Raw genomic sequence first — 19248 nt, 5'->3', positions numbered from 1 at the left:
CGGGGGGGACTTCCCCCCTCGGCCCCCCTGCGCTATGGGACATCCATGGCCAAGCTGTATTTCCATTATTCCACCATGAACGCGGGCAAATCGACCCTGTTGCTTCAGGCCGCGCACAATTACCGCGAACGGGGGATGGAGGTGCTGTTGCTGACCGCCGCGCTGGACGATCGCGCGGGCGCGGGCACGATCGCCAGCCGCATCGGCATCGCCGAACGGGCCGAGACCTTCGATACGGATACCGACCTTTTCGCCCTGATCCGTCATCGCCCCACCGCCTGCGTCTTTCTGGACGAGGCGCAGTTCCTGACCCCCGATCAGGTGTGGCAATTGGCCCGCGTGGCCGACGATCTGTCCATTCCCGTCATGTGCTATGGCCTTCGGGTCGATTTCCGGGGGGAATTGTTCCCCGGATCGGCGTCCTTGCTGGCCTTGGCCGATGACTTGCGCGAGATTCGCACCATCTGCCATTGTGGGCGCAAGGCGACGATGGTCGTGCGCCTGGATGCCGAAGGCCGGGCGGTGCGCGATGGCGCGCAGGTCCAGATCGGCGGGAATGAAACCTATGCCTCGCTGTGCCGCCGGCACTGGCGCGGGGCCGTTGCCGAAGGGGCGTCTGCCGTTGATCCCGTTCACTGACCGGTCCGCCTGAATGGTGCGCCAAAGCTCCACCGCGCTGTCCCATTACGCCCGTCTGGAATGCTCCGGCCTGTGGCGCGAACATAACGACGCCCAACGGCGCGAGGTGATCGTGTTCTTCCGCGAGGCGTCGTTGATCCTCGCCGATCCCCGCTCCGACCAGCCGTTGGCCCATTGGTCCCTTCCGGCGGTCGAACGGCTGAACGACACGACCCCCGCCCTCTATGCCCCCGGCGCCGACCATGATGGCGAAACGCTGGAAATCGACGAACCCGCCATGATCGAGGCGCTGTCCACCGTGCATGGCGCGATCCTGGCCGCCCGCCCCCATCCGGGCCGGGTGCGCAACATCATCCTGGCCGTCAGCCTGGGCCTTGTGATCCTGGCGGGGTTGTTCCTGCCCGGGGCCATCCGGTCGCACACCGTGGCGGTGGTGCCCGACGCCACGCGCGTCCGTCTGGGCGACATGGCGATGACCGAGATGCTGCACCTGACCGGCGCGCCCTGCGCCGCGCCCCTGGGCCGCGCGGCCACGGAAACGCTGGCAACGCGGGTGTTCAACGCGGCCTCGGTCCGCATCTATGTGATGAACGGCCTGCCCCGCCCCGTGCACCTGCCGGGGCGTCAGATCCTGCTGCCCAGCCCCCTTGTGGAACAACAAGACAGCCCCGACGTCGCCGCGGGGGCCGCGCTGGCCGAAGGCATCCGTTCGACCGAGGTGGACCCGCTGCAACCCCTGCTCCGCTATGCCGGGACATGGGCGACGCTGCGCCTCTTGACCACGGGTCAGATGCCGCAGGACGCGCTGGACGGCTATGCCGAATGGCTGGTGCAAAGCACGCCCGAAGGCATTCCCGGCGACCGCCTTCTGGCACGGTTCGGCGCGGCGGATCTGTCGGTCGCCCCCTATGCCCGCGCCCTGCGGCCCGATCAGGCCGAGGCGCTGGTGGCCGAAGACCCGTGGCCCGAAGGCCCGCCGCGCCCGATCCTGACCGACAACGAATGGCTGAGCCTGCAATCCGTCTGTCAGGGCTGAACATGATTACGCCCCCGTCGCATGTACGACGGGGGCGGTTTCGGTACTGCGTCCTGCCCGACGGTCCGGCCTTGAAATCGACGTCAGATTGCCGGGATCGGGCGCGCAAGTAAAGCCTATTTTGTGCCGAACATGCGATCACCCGCATCCCCTAGTCCCGGCACGATATATCCGTGATCGTCCAGACGATCGTCCAAGGCGGCCGTGACGATCGGCACGTCGGGATGCGCGGCCTTCATCACCGCCACCCCTTCGGGGGAGGCCAGAAGACACAGGAAGCGGATGTTCTTCGCGCCGTTGGCCTTCAAGAGATCAATCGCCGCGACCGAGGAGTTGCCGGTCGCCAGCATCGGGTCCACCGCGATGGTCAGACGATCCTCCAGCGCCTCGGGCACCTTGCAGTAATATTGCACGGGCTTCAGCGTGTCGGGGTCGCGGTAAAGACCGATGAACCCGACCCGCGCGGCGGGAATAAGCTCCATCAACCCGTCCAGCAGCCCGTTCCCCGCCCGCAGGATGGAGATCAGCGCCAGCTTCTTGCCGTCCAGCGCGGGCGCGTCCATCTCCGTCACCGGCGTTTCGATCCGCACGGTCGTCATGTCCAGACCGCGCGTCACCTCATACCCCAGCAGCAGGCTCACCTCGCGCAGCAAGCGGCGGAAACTGGCGGTGGAGGTGTCCTTCTTGCGCATCAGCGTCAGCTTGTGCTGCACCAGCGGATGGGTCACCACGGTCAGGTGATCGCGTGTCTCAGGCATCCGTCATCTCCTTCATCTTGGCGCGCGTCGTATCATCGCAGACGGCCACCGCAAAGGCCCTACGGTCCAGATCGCGGAACACGGCGTCGTCCCAGTCGAACGCCTCATGCAGGCGCGATGGCAGGTCCAGCGGCTGGAATGCGGCGAACCCGCGCCCCAGGGCCAGCGTCACCCCCCGATCATACAGCCGCCCGGCCTGCGTCCAATCGGTCAGTTCGACCCCCACGCCCACCTCGGCCATCCGTTCGGCCTCGGCATCCGTCAGCGTGGGCACGCGAATGCGACGCGGGGTGCGCGCCAGATCGGTGCCGTCGAGGATCAGCGGCACCCCCGCCTCGGCCACGCAGTCCAGGCACCACGGGTCGGGCGTGCCGGTCAGGGCCACAGGCGATCCCGCCACCGCCGCCCACAGGGCCATGGGGCGCAGCGCCTCCGGCCCCAGATGATGCGGCAGGCGGGCGATCAGCGTGTGGGGCCGTCCCGCCGCCCCCTCGGCCACCGCCGAAAGCAAATCCGCCCAGCCCTCGCGCGGGGTCAGGCGCAGATCGGCATAGCCCTCGCCCAAGACCGCATCCGCCACACGGGCAACATCGCGCGCGCCGACCACCACCCCCGCCGCCGCGTCATAGGCGGCAAGAAAACCGTGCGTCAGATTGTATCCCCCATCGACGAACAGGCGCGACAGGTCCACGTCCTTCTCGCGCGCCAGATCGGCGATCAGCCGCGTCGGGGCCGCGCCGATCAGGTCCAGCGTCAGATCGACCCTCATGCCAGTCCCAGATGCCGCGCGGCCAGATCGCCGACGCCGGTAAAGGGGATCAGCCCCAGTGCGCCGGTCATGCCCGCCACCAGAACCGGCACGCGTTCGCGGGTGTGGTCGCTGCCGCGCCATGTGGGGTCATTGCCGTGATCGGCGGTGAAGATGACGATGTCCCCCGCGCGCATGGCCGCGATCAGCCGCCCCGCCTGCCCGTCGAACCATTCCAGATGCCGGGCATAGCCCGCCACATCGCGCGGATGGCCATACAGGCTGTCGAATTCGACGAAATTGGCGAAGACCAGCGCGCCATCCTCCGCCTGCCGCATCAGGCGGTGCAGGTGGTCCATCAGCGCGGCGTCGCCCCCCTTGTGCAGATGGTCGATCCCGCGATGCGAGAAGATGTCGCCGATCTTGCCCACCGCATGGGTGACATGCCCCGCCGCCTGCGCCCGGTCCAGCAGGGTCGGCGCGGGGGGGGCGATCGCGTAATCGCGGCGGTTGGCGGTGCGGGTGAAGGCCCCTTCGGCCCCCGTGAAGGGCCGCGCGATGACCCGCCCCACACGGCGGGCGTGCAGCATCGGGGCCAGCCCCTCGCACAGGGCCAGCAGGCGGTCCAGCCCGAACGCCTCCTCATGCGCGGCGATCTGGAACACGCTGTCGGCCGAGGTGTAGCAGATGGGCCGCCCGGTGCGCAGATGCTCCGCCCCCAGGGCGTTCATGATGGCGATGCCGCCCGAATGCCCGCCGTCAAGAATGCCGTCCACCCCCGCCAGATCGCAGACCCGCGCCACCAGATCGGCGTCGAAGGGGGCGTGGGGGAAGTAATGCCAGTCCCACGGCACCGGCACCCCCGTCAGTTCCCAATGGCCCGACGGCGTGTCCTTGCCCCGCGACACCTCGGTCGCGGCACCCCAGGCGCCGGTGGGGGCGGCACCCAGACCGGGGGCGGTCATCCCGCTGGCCAGATGCAGCGCCGCACCCAGCCCCAGCCCGTCCAGCACCGGCATCCGCAACGGTCCCGCGCCCGCGATATGGCCCAGCGTGTTCGCCCCGGCATCGCCGAAATCCGCGGCATCCGGCGCGCCGCCGATGCCCACGCTGTCCATCACGATCAGGAACACGCGGCTCATGCCACACGCCCCCGGATCAGCGGCGTCTCATCCGGTTCGGCGGGGGCGAGGCGATAGGCGCGCTGCACGGCGGCAACCGCCCGTTCGGCATCCACCAGCGTGGCGGCGTGCACCATGGCCAGCGGCACCTCGACCTCCACCTCCTCGCCGATCGCGGCCAGATCGGACAGACCGACCGAGGGGTTGACCCGCCCGCCCGCCGCCTGCCGCCCCGCGCCAAGCGCCAGAACCGTGCGGCCCAGCGCCTCGGTGTCGATGGCGTGAATATGACCGGTGGCGGGGCTTGGCACCTCCAGCATGACGGCGGCGGCGGGCAGACGGTCGGGCCAGCGTTCGACGAAATCCGCAGGCCCGCCCTGAGCGGCCACCATGCGGGCGAAATATTCGGCCGCGCGGCCCGATTCCAGCGCCTCGGCGATGCGGCCCTCCCCCTCCAGCGCGTCGGCGGCCAGACCCCCCAGGGCCAGCGCCTCGCCCCCCAGGGCGACCGTCACCTCCCACAGGGCCATGTTGACCGACACGCCGGTGATTGTCTCCATCACCTCCGCCACTTCCAGCGCGTTGCCCGCCGCCGTCGCCAGCGGCTGGTTCATGTCGGTGATCAGCGCGGTCGCCATGCAGCCCGCCCCCTGCGCGGTGGTCACCAGCGCGCGGGCCAGCGCCTCCGCCTCCTCCATCGTCTTCATGAACGCGCCGGAGCCGACCTTGACGTCCAGCACCAGCCCTTCCAGCCCCGCCGCCAGCTTTTTCGACAGGATGGAGGAGGTGATCAGATCCAGGCTCTCCACCGTTCCGGTCAGATCGCGGATGGCGTAAAGACGGCGGTCGGCCGGGGCCAGCGTGTCGGATGCGGCGACGATGGCGACGCGCGTCGTCTCCATCTGGCGGCGCAGGGCCTGTTCGTCCATCGCGACGCGAAAGCCGGGAATCGCCTCCAGCTTGTCCAGCGTGCCGCCCGTATGGCCCAGGCCACGGCCCGAAATCATCGGGACATACGCACCGCAGGCCACCAGCGCCGGCGCCAGAAGCAGGGACACGCAATCCCCCACCCCGCCGGTCGAATGCTTGTCCAGCACCGGGCCCGGCAGATCCCACTCCATCACACGGCCCGAGTCGCGCATCCCGCGCATCAGGGCCACGCGCGCCCCGTCCGACAGACCACGCTGGCAGACCGCCATGGCGAAGGCCCCGGCCTGCGCATCGCTGACGGCCCCGGACGCAAGACCGGCGGCGAATTCGGCCAGCGCCGCCGCCTCCGGCTCCTGCCCCTGCCGCAGGCCGGACAGAAAGGCGCGCAGGTCCATCAGGACAGTTCCGTCGCGGGATGATCGAGGAAGGTCGCGTCGAACGCGCCGGGCAGCAGGTCGGCCACCGTCATGTCGCGCGCGGCCCCGTTGGTGCTGCACAGCGTGACCATCGCCCCCGGACCCGCGAATTCGGCGATCTTCTGACGGCACCCGCCGCAAGGGGGCACGGGCGTCGCCGCATCGGCGATCACGAGGATTTCGGCGATCTTCGTCTCTCCCGCCGCGACCATGGCGGCGATGGCCCCGGCTTCCGCGCAGGTGCCTTCGGGGAAGGCGACGTTCTCCACGTTGCAGCCCGCATGGATATGGCCATCCACCGTGCGGATCGCGGCCCCCACCTTGAAATTCGAATAAGGGGCATAGGCGTTCATGCGCACGTCGGTCGCGGCGGCCAGAAGCAGGGGATCGGGTTTGGTCATGGGCTCTCCGTGTCTTTGTGGAAAGTATGGCCCCGCGCGGGTCTTATGCAAGCGCGCCTTGTGCGCACCGGCAGATGGTTTAAAGCTAAACCAGTTTTTTACCGGAGGGCCGCATGGAAGATCAGCGTAAGGACAGCACCCGTCACCCCGCGCTCAACTACCACGAATTTCCCAAACCGGGAAAGCTGGAGGTGCGGGCGACGAAGCCGCTGGCGAATGGCCGCGACCTGAGCCTTGCCTATTCCCCCGGCGTGGCCGAGGCCTGCATGGAAATCAAGGCCACCCCGCAGGATGCCAGCCGCTATACCGCGCGGGGCAACCTCGTGGCCGTCATCTCCAACGGAACCGCCGTTCTGGGCTTGGGCAACATCGGCGCGCTCGCCTCCAAGCCGGTGATGGAGGGCAAGGCCGTCCTGTTCAAGAAATTCGCCAATATCGACTGCTTCGACATCGAGGTGAACGAATCCGATCCGCACAAGCTGGCCGATATCGTCTGCGCGCTGGAGCCGACCTTCGGCGCGATCAACCTTGAGGATATCAAGGCCCCCGACTGTTTCATCGTCGAGGATCTGTGCCGCCAACGAATGAACATTCCGGTCTTCCACGACGACCAGCACGGCACCGCCATCGTCGTGGGGGCTGCGGCCACCAACGCGCTGCACGTGTCGGGCAAGGCGTGGGAGGAGATCAAGGTCGTCTCCACCGGCGGCGGGGCGGCGGGGATCGCCTGCCTGAACATGCTGCTGAAGCTGGGGGTGAAACGCGAGAATGTCTGGCTGTGCGACATCGCCGGTCTGGTCCATGAGGGCCGGACGGAAGAGATGACGCCGCAAAAGGCGGAATATGCCCAGAAGACCGATCTGCGGACGCTGGACGACGTGATCGAGGGGGCGGACCTGTTCCTCGGCCTGTCCGGTCCCGGCGTGCTGACGGCGGGAATGGTGGCGAAGATGGCCCCGAACCCGATCATCTTCGCGCTGGCCAACCCCACGCCCGAGATTCTGCCCGAGGTGGCGCGCGAAGCGTCGCCCGGCGCGCTGATCGCCACCGGGCGGTCGGATTTCCCCAATCAGGTGAACAACGTCCTGTGTTTCCCGTTCATCTTCCGCGGCGCGCTGGACGTGGGCGCGACCACGATCAACGATGAGATGAAGATCGCCTGCATCGAAGGCATCGCCGCGCTGGCCCGCGCCACCACCAGCGCCGAGGCCGCCGCCGCCTATGCCGGGGAACAGCTGACCTTCGGCGCGAATTACCTGATCCCCAAGCCGTTCGATCCGCGCCTGATGGGCGTGGTCGCGACCGCCGTCGCCCGCGCGGCGATGGAAAGCGGGGTCGCCACGCGGCCCATCGCGGATCTGGACGCCTATAAACGCGGGCTGGATGCGTCGATGATCCGGTCGTCGCTGATCATGCGCCCGGTGTTCGAGGCGTCGAACCAGCATTCCCGCCGCATCGTCTTTGCCGAGGGCGAGGACGAGCGGGTGCTGCGCGCCGCCAACGCCATGCTGGAGGAAACCAGCGACAAGCCGATCCTGATCGGCCGCCCGGAGGTGATCGCCGTCCGCGCCGAACGGGCGGGCCTGACCATCCGCCCCGAGGTGGATTTCGAGATCGTGAACCCCGAAAGCGACACGCGGTATCGCGAATACTGGGAAACCTATCTGAACTTGCGCGCCCGCCACGGGGTCACCCCCGACGTGGCCCGTTCGGTCATGCGCACCAACACCACGGCCATCGCCGCGACCATGGTGCAGCGGGGCGAGGCCGACAGCCTGATCTGCGGCACCTTCGGCCAATATCTGTGGCATCTGGATTTCGTGCAGCAGATTCTGGCGCAGGACGGCCTGCACCCGATCGGCGCGCTCAGCCTGATGATTCTGGAAGACGGGCCGCTGTTCATCGCCGACACGCATATCCATTCCGAACCGACACCGGGGCAGATCGCGGACACCGTGCGGGGTGCCGCGCGCCATGTGAAACGCTTCGGCCTGACGCCCAAGGTGGCGCTGTGCTCGTCATCGCAATTCGGCAACCTCGACAACGATTCGGGGCGGCGGATGCGCGAGGCGCTGGCCATTCTGGACGCGCAGAACGTCGATTTCAGCTATGAGGGCGAGATGCATATCGACACCGCGCTGGACGAGGCGTCGCGCAAGCGTCTGCTGCCCGGCGGGCGGATGGAGGGGGCGGCCAACGTGCTGGTCTTTGCCAATTCCGACACGGCGTCGGGTGTGCGCAACATCCTCAAGATGAAGGCCAACGCGCTGGAGGTGGGTCCGATCCTGATGGGCATGGGCAACCGCGCCCATATCGTGACGCCCGCCGTCACCGCCCGGGGCCTTTTGAATATGTCGGCCATCGCCGGCACGCCGGTGTCGCATTACGGCTAAAGAAACTGTTCCCGGATCAGGCGTTCATCAAGGCCGTGTCCGGGATCGAACAGGATGCGGTGGCGGATCTCGGGGTTTGACCGGATCTCCACCGAGGCGACATCGCGAAAGGACCGCCCGTCGGCATCGGCCATGACCGGACGCTTGTCGGCCTCCAGCACGTCGAACCGAACCGTGGCGCGCTTGGGCAAAAGCGCCCCGCGCCAGCGGCGGGGGCGGAACGGGGCCACCGCCGTCAACGCCAGCACATCCGCGCCGATGGGCAGGATCGGCCCGTGGGCGGAGTAGTTGTAGGCCGTGGACCCCGCCGGCGTCGCCACCAGCGCGCCATCGCAGACCAGCTCCTCCAGCCGCAACCGTCCATCGACGGAAATCTGCAACCGCGCCGCCTGCGGCCCCTGCCGCAGCAGGCTGACCTCGTTGATGGCGATGGCCTCGCGCACCTCCCCCCCCGTGGTCACGGCGCGCATGGACAGGGGGTTGATCACCTCCTCCACCGCGACGGACAAGCGGCGGGGCAGATCCGCGGTCGTGAAGGCGTTCATCAGGAACCCCACCGTACCACGGTTCATACCATAGACGGGCAGATCGCGCCCTTGCAGATCATGCAGCGTCTGCAGCATGAACCCGTCGCCGCCCAGCGCGACGACAACCTCCGCCTCGTCCACCTCCACCTGTCCGTGAAGGGTGGTCAGCCGGTCCAGCGCCACGCGGGCGGCGGGAACCTGACTGGCAGTAAAGCGGATGCGGTGTGTCATGACGCCAGTCTTGCGGTGAGGACGCGCGGAACTCAAGGTGCGAATCTGGCCTTCCGGCGCGGGCCGCGTTGCGATAAACACCCCCCAACCGCAGCGCAGGAGAGCCAGATGACCGCCCCGCATATCGACGCCGGCTATTTCACCACATCGCTTGCCGACAGCGACCCCGCCGTCGCCACCACGATCACCGACGAACTGGGCCGCCAGCGTGACGAGATCGAGCTGATCGCGTCGGAAAACATCGTGTCCCTGGCCGTGCTTCAGGCGCAGGGGTCGGTGCTGACGAACAAATACGCCGAAGGTTATCCGGGCAAACGCTACTATGGCGGGTGCCAGCATGTGGATGTGACCGAAACGCTGGCGATCGACCGCGCGAAGGAGCTGTTCGGCGCCGGGTTCGTCAACGTGCAGCCGAATTCGGGCAGCCAGATGAACCAGGCCGTGTTCCTGGCGCTGCTGCAGCCGGGCGACACGTTCATGGGCCTTGATCTGAATTCGGGCGGACACCTGACGCACGGATCGCCGGTGAACATGTCCGGGAAATGGTTCAACGTCGTGTCCTATGGCGTGCGCCAGCAGGATCACATGCTGGACATGGACGACATCCGCGCCAAGGCGCGCGAGCACAAGCCGAAGCTGATCGTGGCGGGCGGCACCGCATACAGCCGCGTCTGGGACTGGGCCGAATTCCGCGCCATCGCGGATGAGGTGGGCGCCTATCTCATGGTGGACATGGCGCATATCGCGGGTCTTGTGGCCGGTGGGGTGCACCCCTCCCCCGTGCCGCACGCCCATGTGGTGACGACGACCACGCACAAATCCCTGCGCGGTCCGCGCGGCGGCATGATCATGACCAACGACGAGGCGCTGGCGAAAAAGATCAACTCCGCCGTGTTCCCCGGCCTTCAGGGCGGCCCACTGATGCATGTCATCGCCGCCAAGGCCGTGGCCTTCGGCGAGGCGCTGCGCCCCGAGTTCAAGGGATACGCCGCGCAGGTCAAGACGAACGCCGCCGCCATGGCCGACCAGCTGATGAAGGGCGGGATCGACATCGTGTCGGGCGGCACCGACAACCATCTGTGCCTGGCCGACCTGCGCCCCAAGAAGGTGACCGGCAAGGCGGCCGAGGAATCGCTGGGCCGCGCGCACATCACCTGCAACAAGAACGGCGTGCCCTTCGACCCGGAAAAGCCGTTCGTCACCTCCGGCATCCGTCTGGGTGCCCCCGCAGGCACCACGCGCGGCTTTGCTGAGGCCGAGTTCCGCCAGATCGCCGACTGGATCGTGGAGGTCGTGGACGGTCTGGCCGCCAACGGCCCCGACGGCAATGCCGAGGTGGAGGCGAAGGTCGCGGCCGAGGTGAAGGCCCTGTGCGCGCGCTTCCCGCTTTATCCGAACATGTGACGGAGGGGGGGGCCGAAAGGCCCCCTTTTGCCATGCTGAACACCCTTATTCACCCCGCGCGGACGCCTTCGGGCGCGGTCCCGTTGATCATCGTCCACGGCCTGTTCGGGCTGGGGCGGAACTTCAACTCCATCGCCCGCACCCTGTCGGACATGCGCGACGTGATCGCGGTGGATCAGCGCAACCACGGCGACAGCTTCTGGTCGGACACCCACGACTACCCCTCGATGGCACAGGACGTGGCCGAGGTGATCGCGGCCCATGGCGGCCAAGCCGATGTGCTGGGCCATTCGATGGGCGGCAAGACGGCGATGCATCTGGCCCTGACACAGCCCGATCTGGTGCGGCGGCTGGTGGTGGCCGACATCGCGCCCGTGGTCTATGGCCATGACCAGATGGCCCATCTGCGCACCATGCGCGATCTGGACCTGACCGGCATCAAGACCCGCCGCGACGCCGACGCCCGCATGGCAAAGGTTCAGCCGGATGCCGGCCTGCGCGCCTTCTTCCTGCAATCGCTGGACCTGAAATCCGACCCGCCGCGCTGGAAGATCAACCTTGCGACGATGGAGCGGGAGATGCCGAAGGTCATGGATTGGCCGGGCGCCCCCGGCCCCTTCGACGGCCCGACCCTGTTTCTGTCGGGCGGCACATCCGACTATGTCCGCGCCGAACATCGCGCGCCCATCCGCGCCCTGTTCCCCCGCGCCCGTTTCGCCAAGCTGCCCCAGGCGGGCCACTGGCTGCACGCCGACGCCCCGCGCGAATTCGAGGCGACGGTGAAGGTGTTTCTGGAGGCCTGAGAGCGGTCAGGTATACCCAAGCGTTCCAGTTCCGGCTTCAGTCCAGGTCCGGCGCGATCGTCAGAAACGCCGTCCGCCCCTGATAACGGAACACGTATCGGCTGCGCGGCGGCGGGATCATCCGTTCCGAGAGCGAGACATCGACCCCCAGCCCCTTGGCCCGAAGATGCTGCTCCACCGGCTGCGAGGCGGCCCGGTCGTCGCCCAGAACGCGGATATGCACGCGGTCGATGGCCCGCAGATGGCGGTCGATCAACGTAGCCGTTCCGTCATCGAGCGGGGGCGCGCGGGTCAGATCGGGGGCGGGGGAAAAATCCGCATTCTGTGGAATGGTCTTGGGGTGGGCCGTCATGTCCGTCTCCCTGATCTTGCGCGAAGGGCAAAGGGTAACAGACACCGGCCCCGAACCGAACCGGCGGGGGCGGAAAGCGGCGGGATTTCGCCCGCCGCCGCCGGGATCAGGCGATCTCGACCGAGTATTTCTCGATCACGGTGTTTGCCAGCAGCTTTTCGCACATGGCGCGCACCTCGGCCTCCGCCGCCGCCTTGTCGGTCGCGGTCAGGTCCAGTTCGATGACCTTGCCCTGACGAACGCCTTCCACGCCGGCAAAGCCCAGCGTGCCAAGCGCATGGCGCACCGCCTCCCCCTGGGGATCCAGAACACCGTCTTTCAGCATGATGTGGACGCGGGCTTTCATCGGGGGCACCTCAGTTGATCAAAGTCGGTTTGGTCGTATGCGTGACGTTGGAGGGCAGAACCCCCAGACGACGGGCAAGCTCGGTGGACATGTCGGGCAAGGGCGACGGATCGCGCTGGTTGCCCTCGGCATCCAGGCCGCGCATGTCCCACAACGTGCAATTGTCGGGCGTGATCTCATCGGCCAGGATCAGGCGCATGAAATCGCCCTCCCAGATGCGGCCCACCTCCAGCCGGAAATCGGCCAGCCGGACGCCCACGCCCAGCATCGTGCCGGACAGGAAATCGTTCACCCGCAGGACCAGCGCCACGATGTCGTCCAGATCCTGCTGGTTGGCCCAGCCGAAGGCGACGATGTGTTCCTCGGACACCAACGGATTGTCCAGCGCGTCGTCCTTGAAATAATATTCGACGATGGGCCGCGGCAGCGCGGTGCCTTCGGGAATTCCCAGCCGCTGGGTCATGCCGGTGGCCGCGAAATTGCGCACCATCACCTCCACCGGCAGCATCTCGGCCATGCGGACAAGCTGCTCGCGCATGTTGATGCGGCGGATGAAATGCGTAGGCACGCCGACCGAATTGAGGCCGGACATGAAGAATTCGGACAACCGGTTGTTCAGAACGCCGCGCCCGTCGGGGCGGGATTCGGTCTCGTCGGATTCGTCCTTGAAATACTGGATCAGGGTTCCCGGCTCCGGCCCTTCGAAAAGGATCTTGGCTTTCCCTTCATAGACCTTCTTGCGGCGCGCCATTTCAACTCCGAACACCCAAATGCGGACGGGGCGGCGCAGCGGCCACCCATCCGTCCCCGCGCTATATGCCAAGCGACCGTTCGCCGCAAGGGCGCACCCTTGCCCGCCCCGCGCCGCCCCCCATTTCCCATGGACACAGGACAGGAGGATTTCCGATGCAATTCGACGACCGCGCCAAAGCGTTCGAGACCCGTTTCGCCCATGACGCCGACATGCAGTTCCGGGCGGAGGCCCGCCGCAACCGCCTTCTGGGCCTCTGGGCCGCCGGTCTTTTGGGCAAGACCGGGGACGAGGCCGACAATTACGCCGTCAGCGTGGTGAAGGCCGATTTTCAGGAGGCGGGGCATGAGGATGTAGTTCGCAAGCTGGTGGCCGATCTGGACGGCAAGGCGTCGGAGGCCGATATCCGCGCCAAGCTGACCGAGATGGAGGCCGAGGCCAAGGCCCAGCTTTTGGATCAGAACAAGGACAGCTGATCGCCCGCGCGCGGCGGCGGGCGGAACAGGTCGGTTCGAAGCGGCGGTTGCGGCACGCCCAGGCCCAGCCGCCGGATCGCCACGTCGAACCGCTGCGCGATCAGGTCGGACCAGATCCCCTCGCCCCGCATCCGCTTGCCCCATTCGGGGTCGTAGTCGCGGCCCCCGTGACTGTCGCGGATGCGGGCCATGATCCCCGCCGCCCGGTTGGGGTGGTGCACTTGCAGCCATTCCTGAAACAGCGGCGAAACCTCGCGCGGAAGGCGCAGCAGGATCCAGCTGGCCGCCGTGGCGCCCGCCGCCGCGCCTTCGGTCAGGATCGCCTCGATCTCGGGATCGGTCAGGCCGGGGATGATGGGGGCCGCCATGATGCGGACGGGAATCCCCGCCTCGGCCAGGCGTTTCACCATCAGCAGACGGCGCGTGGGGGACGCGGCGCGCGGCTCCATCGCCCGCGCCAGCCCATGATCCAGCGTGCCGATGGAAATGCCCACTCGCGCCAGCCCCTTTGCCGCCATCGGGCCCAGCAGGTCGATATCCCGCTCGATCAGCGCGCCCTTGGTCACGATGGCCACAGGATGATCGAAGGCCGCCAGAACCTCCAGCACCTCGCGCATCACCCGGCGGGTCGTTTCAAGCGGTTGATAGGGGTCGGTGTTCGTTCCCAGCGCGATGGTGCGGGGGACATAGGATTTCGCCCGCAACTCCCGCTCCAGCACCGCCGCGATGCCGGGGCGGGCGATCAGCTTCGTTTCAAAGTCCAGACCGGGCGACATGTTCAGATAAGCGTGGCTGGGCCGCGCAAAGCAATAGATGCAGCCATGCTCGCATCCGCGATAGGGGTTGACCGACCGGTCGAACGGCAGATCGGGCGAGGTGTTGTAGGTGATGGCCGACCGCGCCCGCTCGTCGCGCACCTCGGTCCGCAGAAGGCGCTCCTCCTCGGGCAGATCCCAGCCGTCGTCGAAAGCGGTGCGCTCCACCCCTTCGAACCGCCCGGTGGTGTTGCTGCTGGCCCCGCGCGCCCGGATGCGCTGTTCGGGGCGCGTGGTGCGATCATCGGGTCCCATGCGACGACGTTAGAACAGAGTGGGAACTTCGTCCAGTCTTGATCGCCGCGCGTCCCGCCCCCATGTCGGGGTGATGCCGATATATACCCTGCTGACCCTGATCCTGATCGTCATGGCCGCCGCCGCGCTGACCATCGCGCTGGCGGCCGCCTCCGGCCTCATGGGGGTGCTGGGGATCGCCGCGCTGATCGCGGCGGCACTGATCCGGCTGCGGGCTTAGATCTGCCGCTCGGGCATGGTGACGACCAGCCCGTCCAGCGCCTCGCTGACCTTGATCTGGCAGGTCAGACGCGACCGCACCGGATCGGGATGCCATGCGAAATCCAGCATGTCATCTTCCATCGGGTCCTTGGGCGGCAGACGGTCCACCCAGTCCTGCGCGACATAGACGTGGCAGGTGGAACAGGCGCAGGCCCCGCCGCAATCGGCCTCGATCCCCGGCACGCCGTTGTCGCGCGCCCCCTCCATCACGGTCAGACCGTTGCGCACGTCCACCACATGCTCGGTTCCGTCATGTTCGACATAGGTGATCTTCGCCATGTTCGCCCTCATGCGTGATTGCCTGCCCTGCGACATAGGCGATGCGGGCCGGATATGCCAGCGCCGACCGGCCTTCCCCTGCCCCCGACTTTGCGGCAAGAAGGGCGGGCACCCCCCGCCGGAGCTTGTCATGACCCCGCGCCTTCTTTCCATCCTGCTGACGGCCCTGCTGGCGGGATGCGGCTTTCCCCATGTGGACGATCCGACGAACCTGAACCTTGCCGGTGCGCCGAAGGGGGTGGAGGCGGAGGGGGAATGCTGGATCGGCCCCGACATCGCCCGCCTGCAAACCCTGTGCGGGGGCGACCTGACGCCCGACCGTGTCGCCACGTTGCAACGGGCATTGGCCGCGCGGCAGATGTATGACGGGCCGGTGGACGGGGGGATGGGCGCGGCGACGCGGGCCGCCATCGCCCGGTATCAGGCGGTGTTCGGGCGGGACACGGGCGATCTGACCATTCCCGCCGCCAAGGCCCTGGGCGTCATTCCGGGCAACTGGCCCGACACGACGCCCACGCCCGTCACTGAGGCTGCGCCTCCACGCTGAGCGCGACGAAGCGCGGCGCCCCTTCGCGACGGACCAGCAACAGCATCGACTTGCGCCCGCCATCGACCGCCGCCGTGACCTGTGCGGTCAGGTCGGACACCGATCCCACCGGCTGCTGGTTCGCCTCGGTGATGACATCGCCCGCGCGCAGCCCCTTCTGGAAGGCTTCGGACATCTCGTCCACTTCGGTGATCGCAAGGCCACGGGCCTCGGCGTCCAGACCCAGTTCCTGCGCCACCTCGGGGTTCAGCGGCATCACGGTCAGGCCCAGCACTTCCCCGTTATGCTCGGGGGTCTGCTGGCCGTTCGGCCGTCCCGGTTGCGCGCCCTGCGCCTCTTCGCGGCGGCCCAGCGTCACGTTCAGCGTCTGCGTGCGCCCGTCGCGCAGAACCACGACCGGCACTGATTCTCCGATGGGCGCATCGGCCACGCGGTTCACCAGTTCGCGCGTGTCGCTGACGTTCTGACCGGCAAAGCTGGTGATGATGTCGCCCGCCTGAATGCCCGCATCCTTGGCCGGTCCGTCCGGCACATCGGTGATCAGGGCGCCGGAGGCGGTGTCCACGCCCATCGCCTCGGCCACGTCCGCCGTCACGTCCTGGATCTGGACGCCCAGCCAGCCGCGCCGCGTTTCGCCGAATTCGCGCAACTGCTGGACGACCTTCTGCACCACGTTCGACGCCATGGAGAAGCCGATCCCGATCGAGCCGCCGTTGGGCGAAAGGATCGCGGTGTTCACGCCGATGACCTGCCCGTCCATGTTGAACAGCGGCCCGCCGGAGTTGCCGCGGTTGATGGCGGCGTCGGTCTGGATATAGTCGTCATAGGTGCCCTGCAGCGCGCGGTTGCGGGCCGACACGATCCCCGAGGAGGCCGAGAAGCCCTGCCCCAGCGGGTTGCCCATCGCCAGAACCCAGTCGCCCACCCGCATCTGGTCCGAATTGCCGAAAGGGACGAAGGGCAGCGGTTCGTCGCTCTCGACCTTCAGCAGGGCAATGTCGGTGCTGGCGTCGGTGCCGACCAGCTTCGCCTCAAGCGTCTTGCCCGAGAAAAGCTCGATCTGGATGTCGTCGGCATTCTCGATGACGTGGTTGTTGGTGACGATATAGCCGTCCTCGGAGATGATGAAGCCCGACCCCAGCGCCTCGGCGCGGTGGGGCTGTGCCTGCGGGCCGGGGCCGCCCGGACCGCCGGGGTTCATGAAGTCGCGGAAGAACTCCTCGAACGGCGATCCGTTGGGGAACATGGGCGGACGCTGCGTGTCGGCCGCGATGGTGGTGGTGGTGGTGATGTTCACAACCGACGGGCTGATCTGCTGGGCCAGATCGGCAAAGCTGGAGGGCGCGTCCTGCGCGGCCACCGGGGCGGCCGCATAGGGCACGGCCCCAAACGCCATCGACCCGGCAACGCTGAGCATCAGCGCGGCGCGGACCAGTGTGCGGCGGGGCGGAGTTTTGGAATTGGTAAGCACCGCGACATTCCTTTCGTCGTCATCAAGCGCGCCCCGGCATCGTGCCCGGCGCTGGCAGCCTTGACATGGCAACTAGGCGGGGGGCCGCGCAATGCAATCCCGGTCGCGCCGCGTCAATTGGGTGTGAAAAGCTGTAACCTTTGCCACGGAACATGAAAAAACCGCCCCGAAGGGCGGTTTTGCGGGATCACTGGGCCGGTTGCGGCGCAGGGGCCTGCGGCGGTGTCGCCGGCGGCGCGATCGCGGTCGGCGCGTCCAGATAGCGGAAGAAGTCGCTGTCCGGCGTCAGGACGATGCTGCTTTCGGGCCGTCCCAATGCCCGGCCATAGGCGTCGAGCGAGCGGCTGAAGGCGAAGAACTCGGCATCGCGGGTATAGGCTTCGGCCAGAATGCGGTTGCGTTCGGCATCGGCCTGACCGCGGATCACCTCGCCGTCGCTGCTGGCCTTGGACGTCACCTCGGTCACCTCGCGGTCGGCCTCGGCGCGGATGCGCTGCGCCGCCTCGTTGCCGCGCGCGATCTCGTCCGCCGCTTCGCGCTGACGTTCGGCGCGCATACGGGCATAGGTGGCCGTGAGGTTTTGCGTCGGCAGGTCGGTGCGGGTCAGGCGCACGTCGATCACCTCGATCCCCAGGCTGGCGGATTGCCGCCGCGCGATGTCGCGGATCTGCACCATCAGCGGAATCCGGTCTTCGGACAGGACACGGTTGGAGTTCACGCCGCCCAGAACCTCGCGGATGGCCGCGTTCATGATGCGGTCCAGACGGGTCTGCGCGGTGGCGATGCCGCCGCTGCCGACCGCCTCGCGGAACTCGACCACATTGACGATGCGCCACCGCGCGAAGGCGTCCACGATCAGGCGACGGTCGTCCAGCGGCGTCACCTCCAGCGGTTGGGTCTGAAGGCTCAGGATACGGGCGTCATAGGTGACGACCTCCTGGATGAAGGGGATCTTGAAGCCGATGCCCGGCTCCTCCCGCACGGCCTTGACCTGACCGAATTGCAGCACCAAGGCCTTTTCGCGTTCATCGACGATGAACACCGACAGCAGCACCAGCGCCGCCGCAAGGATCAGTGCCGGAAGAATGTAGATCGCGCGCATCAGTTCGCCCCCCCGCTTTGCGGCGCGGGACGCGCGCCAAGTTCATTGAGCGGCAGATAGGGCACGACCCCGCCTTCGCCCGTCACCCCGTCCAGGATGGTGGTGTTCATGCCGCCCAGAACCCGTTCCATCGTTTCCAGATACATGCGTTCACGCGTCACGTCGGGTGCGGTCACATACTGGTCGTAGATGGAGTTGAAGCGGCTCGCCTCCCCCTGCGCGGTGTTGACGGCCTGCGCGCGATAGGCTTCGGCGGCCTCCAGCACGCGGGCGGCTTCCCCGCGCGCGCCCGCGGTCACGCGGTTGCGATAGGCGCCCGCCTCGTTTTCCAGCCGCTGGCGTTCCTGCTGGGCGGCCTGCACTTCGCGGAAGCTGTCGATCACCTCTTCGGGCGGATCGGCGCGGTCGAAGTTGACGCGGATCACGTTGATCCCCGCGTTATAGCTGTCGAGCGTGCCCTGAACCGCGCCCAGAAGCTGGTTCGCGATCGCCCCACGGTCCCGGTTGAGGATGGGGGCAAGGTTCGAACGCGCGATGATGTCGCGCATGGCGCTTTCGGCCACGGCGCGGATCGTCTCGTTCGGGTTTTCAAGGTTGAAGAGGAAAGCCGCCGGATCGGCCACGTTCCAGACGATCTGAAAGCCGATATCGACGATGTTCTGATCCTGCGTCAGCATGAGGCCCGTGTCGTTCTGCCCCGCCTGCCCCAGACCGATCTCGGTGCTGCGTTCGCCCGTCACTTCCACAATCTCATGGGTGACCAGCGGCCAGGGGGCGAAGTTCAGACCCGGCTGACCGATCGTCGAAAACTCGCCCAGGAAAAGCTGGACCGACCGTTGTTCGGGACGCACGGTATAGATCGAGGCGACGGACCACATCAGCGCCGCCGCCACAAGGCCGCCCAACACGATGTATTTCGGGGGGATGCTGCCGCCCTGCCCCGCAGGCCCGGCGGGGCCCCCGGTGCGGCCGCCACGCCCCCCCATGATCACGCGCAGACGTTCCTGGCCCTTGCGGACCATGTCGTCGAAATCCGGGCCGCCGTTGCCGCCGGGCGGGGGTCCGCCACGGTTGTCGCCCCGATTGCCTTCGTTGCGCCCGTCCTGCGGATCACGTCCGCCCCCACCGCCGCCGCCCCACGGCCCACCATTCGCCATTCCGCTTCCCTCTTCTCAAACTGCGGTCA

General features: G+C 67.6%; 22 protein-coding genes. 8 read left to right on the top strand and 14 right to left on the bottom strand.

From position 1 onward, the window contains the following. Nucleotides 1-45 precede the first annotated feature (45 nt). Both MU449_RS03445 and MU449_RS03440 read left to right on the top strand, forming a co-directional pair. A complete protein-coding gene (locus MU449_RS03445) occupies nt 46-639 on the top strand; it encodes a thymidine kinase (RefSeq protein ID WP_244736617.1) in 594 nt (197 codons plus the stop codon). A gap of 13 nt (nt 640-652) precedes the next feature. Beyond that, the gene (locus MU449_RS03440; RefSeq protein ID WP_244736616.1) at nt 653-1675 is read left to right on the top strand and encodes a hypothetical protein; all 1023 of its coding nucleotides are present in this window, start codon (nt 653-655) and stop codon (nt 1673-1675) included. 116 nt (nt 1676-1791) lie between these two features. Here the strand turns inward: MU449_RS03440 and upp are convergent, their stop codons facing one another. The 5 genes from upp to MU449_RS03415 are packed head-to-tail and all read right to left on the bottom strand — an operon-like array spanning nt 1792 to nt 6049. Continuing rightward, a complete protein-coding gene (gene upp, locus MU449_RS03435) occupies nt 1792-2433 on the bottom strand; it encodes a uracil phosphoribosyltransferase (RefSeq protein WP_244736615.1) in 642 nt (213 codons plus the stop codon). Continuing rightward, the gene (locus tag MU449_RS03430; RefSeq protein WP_244736614.1) at nt 2426-3202 is read right to left on the bottom strand and encodes an amidohydrolase family protein; all 777 of its coding nucleotides are present in this window, start codon (nt 3200-3202) and stop codon (nt 2426-2428) included. The genes upp and MU449_RS03430 overlap by 8 nt, the downstream gene beginning before the upstream one ends. Next, nucleotides 3199-4323, bottom strand: a complete 1125-nt coding sequence (locus MU449_RS03425; protein ID WP_244736613.1) for a phosphopentomutase — start codon at nt 4321-4323, stop codon at nt 3199-3201. Before MU449_RS03425 ends, MU449_RS03430 begins: the two co-directional genes overlap by 4 nt. After that, the gene (locus tag MU449_RS03420; protein ID WP_244736612.1) at nt 4320-5627 is read right to left on the bottom strand and encodes a thymidine phosphorylase; all 1308 of its coding nucleotides are present in this window, start codon (nt 5625-5627) and stop codon (nt 4320-4322) included. The genes MU449_RS03425 and MU449_RS03420 overlap by 4 nt, the downstream gene beginning before the upstream one ends. Next, a complete protein-coding gene (locus MU449_RS03415) occupies nt 5627-6049 on the bottom strand; it encodes a cytidine deaminase (protein ID WP_244736611.1) in 423 nt (140 codons plus the stop codon). Before MU449_RS03415 ends, MU449_RS03420 begins: the two co-directional genes overlap by 1 nt. A 113-nt stretch (nt 6050-6162) precedes the next feature. Here MU449_RS03415 and MU449_RS03410 point away from each other — a divergent pair, with 113 nt between their 5' ends. Next, nucleotides 6163-8442 (top strand): NADP-dependent malic enzyme, encoded by a 2280-nt coding sequence (locus MU449_RS03410; protein WP_244736610.1) that lies wholly within the window; start codon nt 6163-6165, stop codon nt 8440-8442. On the opposite strand, the gene MU449_RS03405 is transcribed toward MU449_RS03410, so the two are convergent. Next, entirely contained in the window at nt 8439-9200 is a 762-nt protein-coding gene (locus MU449_RS03405; RefSeq protein WP_244736609.1) for an NAD kinase, read from the bottom strand. The two genes, MU449_RS03410 and MU449_RS03405, sit on opposite strands and share 4 nt — an antisense overlap. Nucleotides 9201-9308: 108 nt before the next feature. Here MU449_RS03405 and glyA point away from each other — a divergent pair, with 108 nt between their 5' ends. Next, the gene (glyA, locus tag MU449_RS03400) at nt 9309-10604 is read left to right on the top strand and encodes a serine hydroxymethyltransferase (protein WP_244736608.1); all 1296 of its coding nucleotides are present in this window, start codon (nt 9309-9311) and stop codon (nt 10602-10604) included. A gap of 32 nt (nt 10605-10636) precedes the next feature. After that, nucleotides 10637-11407, top strand: coding sequence for an alpha/beta fold hydrolase (locus tag MU449_RS03395; RefSeq protein WP_244736607.1), 771 nt, complete (start codon nt 10637-10639; stop codon nt 11405-11407). Nucleotides 11408-11444: 37 nt separating this feature from the next. On the opposite strand, the gene MU449_RS03390 is transcribed toward MU449_RS03395, so the two are convergent. The 3 genes from MU449_RS03390 to MU449_RS03380 all read right to left on the bottom strand — a co-directional run bounded on the left by MU449_RS03390 (nt 11445) and on the right by MU449_RS03380 (nt 12856). After that, complete coding sequence (locus MU449_RS03390) at nt 11445-11759, bottom strand: hypothetical protein (RefSeq protein ID WP_244736606.1); 315 nt, start codon at nt 11757-11759, stop codon at nt 11445-11447. Nucleotides 11760-11865: 106 nt separating this feature from the next. Beyond that, a complete protein-coding gene (gene purS / locus MU449_RS03385; protein ID WP_244736605.1) occupies nt 11866-12105 on the bottom strand; it encodes a phosphoribosylformylglycinamidine synthase subunit PurS in 240 nt (79 codons plus the stop codon). A gap of 10 nt (nt 12106-12115) precedes the next feature. After that, entirely contained in the window at nt 12116-12856 is a 741-nt protein-coding gene (locus MU449_RS03380; RefSeq protein WP_244736604.1) for a phosphoribosylaminoimidazolesuccinocarboxamide synthase, read from the bottom strand. Between the two features lie 155 nt (nt 12857-13011). On the opposite strand from MU449_RS03380, the gene MU449_RS03375 reads away from it, so the two are divergent. Then, complete coding sequence (locus MU449_RS03375) at nt 13012-13332, top strand: DUF1476 domain-containing protein (RefSeq protein WP_244736603.1); 321 nt, start codon at nt 13012-13014, stop codon at nt 13330-13332. On the opposite strand, the gene MU449_RS03370 is transcribed toward MU449_RS03375, so the two are convergent. Further along, nucleotides 13314-14402, bottom strand: a complete 1089-nt coding sequence (locus MU449_RS03370; RefSeq protein ID WP_244736602.1) for a PA0069 family radical SAM protein — start codon at nt 14400-14402, stop codon at nt 13314-13316. The genes MU449_RS03375 and MU449_RS03370 overlap by 19 nt on opposite strands. Before the next feature lie 73 nt (nt 14403-14475). Between MU449_RS03370 and MU449_RS03365 the strand changes: the two genes are divergently transcribed. After that, nucleotides 14476-14622, top strand: a complete 147-nt coding sequence (locus MU449_RS03365) for a hypothetical protein (RefSeq protein ID WP_244736601.1) — start codon at nt 14476-14478, stop codon at nt 14620-14622. On the opposite strand, the gene MU449_RS03360 is transcribed toward MU449_RS03365, so the two are convergent. After that, the gene (locus MU449_RS03360; protein ID WP_244736600.1) at nt 14619-14942 is read right to left on the bottom strand and encodes a 2Fe-2S iron-sulfur cluster-binding protein; all 324 of its coding nucleotides are present in this window, start codon (nt 14940-14942) and stop codon (nt 14619-14621) included. The two genes, MU449_RS03365 and MU449_RS03360, sit on opposite strands and share 4 nt — an antisense overlap. Before the next feature lie 130 nt (nt 14943-15072). On the opposite strand from MU449_RS03360, the gene MU449_RS03355 reads away from it, so the two are divergent. After that, a complete protein-coding gene (locus tag MU449_RS03355; protein WP_244736599.1) occupies nt 15073-15489 on the top strand; it encodes a peptidoglycan-binding domain-containing protein in 417 nt (138 codons plus the stop codon). Here MU449_RS03355 and MU449_RS03350 read toward each other — a convergent pair. The 3 genes from MU449_RS03350 to hflK all read right to left on the bottom strand — a co-directional run bounded on the left by MU449_RS03350 (nt 15464) and on the right by hflK (nt 19219). Continuing rightward, nucleotides 15464-16906, bottom strand: a complete 1443-nt coding sequence (locus tag MU449_RS03350; RefSeq protein WP_425310572.1) for a DegQ family serine endoprotease — start codon at nt 16904-16906, stop codon at nt 15464-15466. The two genes, MU449_RS03355 and MU449_RS03350, sit on opposite strands and share 26 nt — an antisense overlap. Nucleotides 16907-17147: 241 nt before the next feature. Next, nucleotides 17148-18062 carry a protease modulator HflC gene (gene hflC / locus MU449_RS03345; RefSeq protein WP_425309919.1) on the bottom strand — a complete coding sequence of 305 codons (915 nt, stop codon included), beginning with the start codon at nt 18060-18062 and terminating at the stop codon, nt 17148-17150. Then, complete coding sequence (gene hflK / locus MU449_RS03340; protein WP_244736598.1) at nt 18062-19219, bottom strand: FtsH protease activity modulator HflK; 1158 nt, start codon at nt 19217-19219, stop codon at nt 18062-18064. Before hflK ends, hflC begins: the two co-directional genes overlap by 1 nt. Nucleotides 19220-19248 lie beyond the last annotated feature (29 nt).

This window comes from Falsirhodobacter halotolerans (assembly GCF_022899245.1).
GTDB classification, from domain to species: Bacteria; Pseudomonadota; Alphaproteobacteria; order Rhodobacterales; family Rhodobacteraceae; genus Falsirhodobacter; species Falsirhodobacter halotolerans.
The sequence above is the reverse complement of the archived record's forward strand: the minus strand, read 5'-3'. Positions and strand labels throughout refer to the sequence as shown.

Excerpts from the sequence above, each read along its gene's own strand:
- MU449_RS03445 (WP_244736617.1), top strand. The coding sequence starts at position 46 with ATGGCCAAGCTGTATTTCCATTATTCCACCATGAACGCGGGCAAATCG.
- MU449_RS03440 (WP_244736616.1), top strand. The coding sequence starts at position 653 with ATGGTGCGCCAAAGCTCCACCGCGCTGTCCCATTACGCCCGTCTGGAA.
- upp (WP_244736615.1), bottom strand. The coding sequence starts at position 2,433 with ATGCCTGAGACACGCGATCACCTGACCGTGGTGACCCATCCGCTGGTG.
- MU449_RS03430 (WP_244736614.1), bottom strand. The coding sequence starts at position 3,202 with ATGAGGGTCGATCTGACGCTGGACCTGATCGGCGCGGCCCCGACGCGG.
- MU449_RS03425 (WP_244736613.1), bottom strand. The coding sequence starts at position 4,323 with ATGAGCCGCGTGTTCCTGATCGTGATGGACAGCGTGGGCATCGGCGGC.
- MU449_RS03420 (WP_244736612.1), bottom strand. The coding sequence starts at position 5,627 with ATGGACCTGCGCGCCTTTCTGTCCGGCCTGCGGCAGGGGCAGGAGCCG.
- MU449_RS03415 (WP_244736611.1), bottom strand. The coding sequence starts at position 6,049 with ATGACCAAACCCGATCCCCTGCTTCTGGCCGCCGCGACCGACGTGCGC.
- MU449_RS03410 (WP_244736610.1), top strand. The coding sequence starts at position 6,163 with ATGGAAGATCAGCGTAAGGACAGCACCCGTCACCCCGCGCTCAACTAC.
- MU449_RS03405 (WP_244736609.1), bottom strand. The coding sequence starts at position 9,200 with ATGACACACCGCATCCGCTTTACTGCCAGTCAGGTTCCCGCCGCCCGC.
- glyA (WP_244736608.1), top strand. The coding sequence starts at position 9,309 with ATGACCGCCCCGCATATCGACGCCGGCTATTTCACCACATCGCTTGCC.
- MU449_RS03395 (WP_244736607.1), top strand. The coding sequence starts at position 10,637 with ATGCTGAACACCCTTATTCACCCCGCGCGGACGCCTTCGGGCGCGGTC.
- MU449_RS03390 (WP_244736606.1), bottom strand. The coding sequence starts at position 11,759 with ATGACGGCCCACCCCAAGACCATTCCACAGAATGCGGATTTTTCCCCC.
- purS (WP_244736605.1), bottom strand. The coding sequence starts at position 12,105 with ATGAAAGCCCGCGTCCACATCATGCTGAAAGACGGTGTTCTGGATCCC.
- MU449_RS03380 (WP_244736604.1), bottom strand. The coding sequence starts at position 12,856 with ATGGCGCGCCGCAAGAAGGTCTATGAAGGGAAAGCCAAGATCCTTTTC.
- MU449_RS03375 (WP_244736603.1), top strand. The coding sequence starts at position 13,012 with ATGCAATTCGACGACCGCGCCAAAGCGTTCGAGACCCGTTTCGCCCAT.
- MU449_RS03370 (WP_244736602.1), bottom strand. The coding sequence starts at position 14,402 with ATGGGACCCGATGATCGCACCACGCGCCCCGAACAGCGCATCCGGGCG.
- MU449_RS03365 (WP_244736601.1), top strand. The coding sequence starts at position 14,476 with ATGCCGATATATACCCTGCTGACCCTGATCCTGATCGTCATGGCCGCC.
- MU449_RS03360 (WP_244736600.1), bottom strand. The coding sequence starts at position 14,942 with ATGGCGAAGATCACCTATGTCGAACATGACGGAACCGAGCATGTGGTG.
- MU449_RS03355 (WP_244736599.1), top strand. The coding sequence starts at position 15,073 with ATGACCCCGCGCCTTCTTTCCATCCTGCTGACGGCCCTGCTGGCGGGA.
- MU449_RS03350 (WP_425310572.1), bottom strand. The coding sequence starts at position 16,906 with ATGCTCAGCGTTGCCGGGTCGATGGCGTTTGGGGCCGTGCCCTATGCG.
- hflC (WP_425309919.1), bottom strand. The coding sequence starts at position 18,062 with ATGCGCGCGATCTACATTCTTCCGGCACTGATCCTTGCGGCGGCGCTG.
- hflK (WP_244736598.1), bottom strand. The coding sequence starts at position 19,219 with ATGGCGAATGGTGGGCCGTGGGGCGGCGGCGGTGGGGGCGGACGTGAT.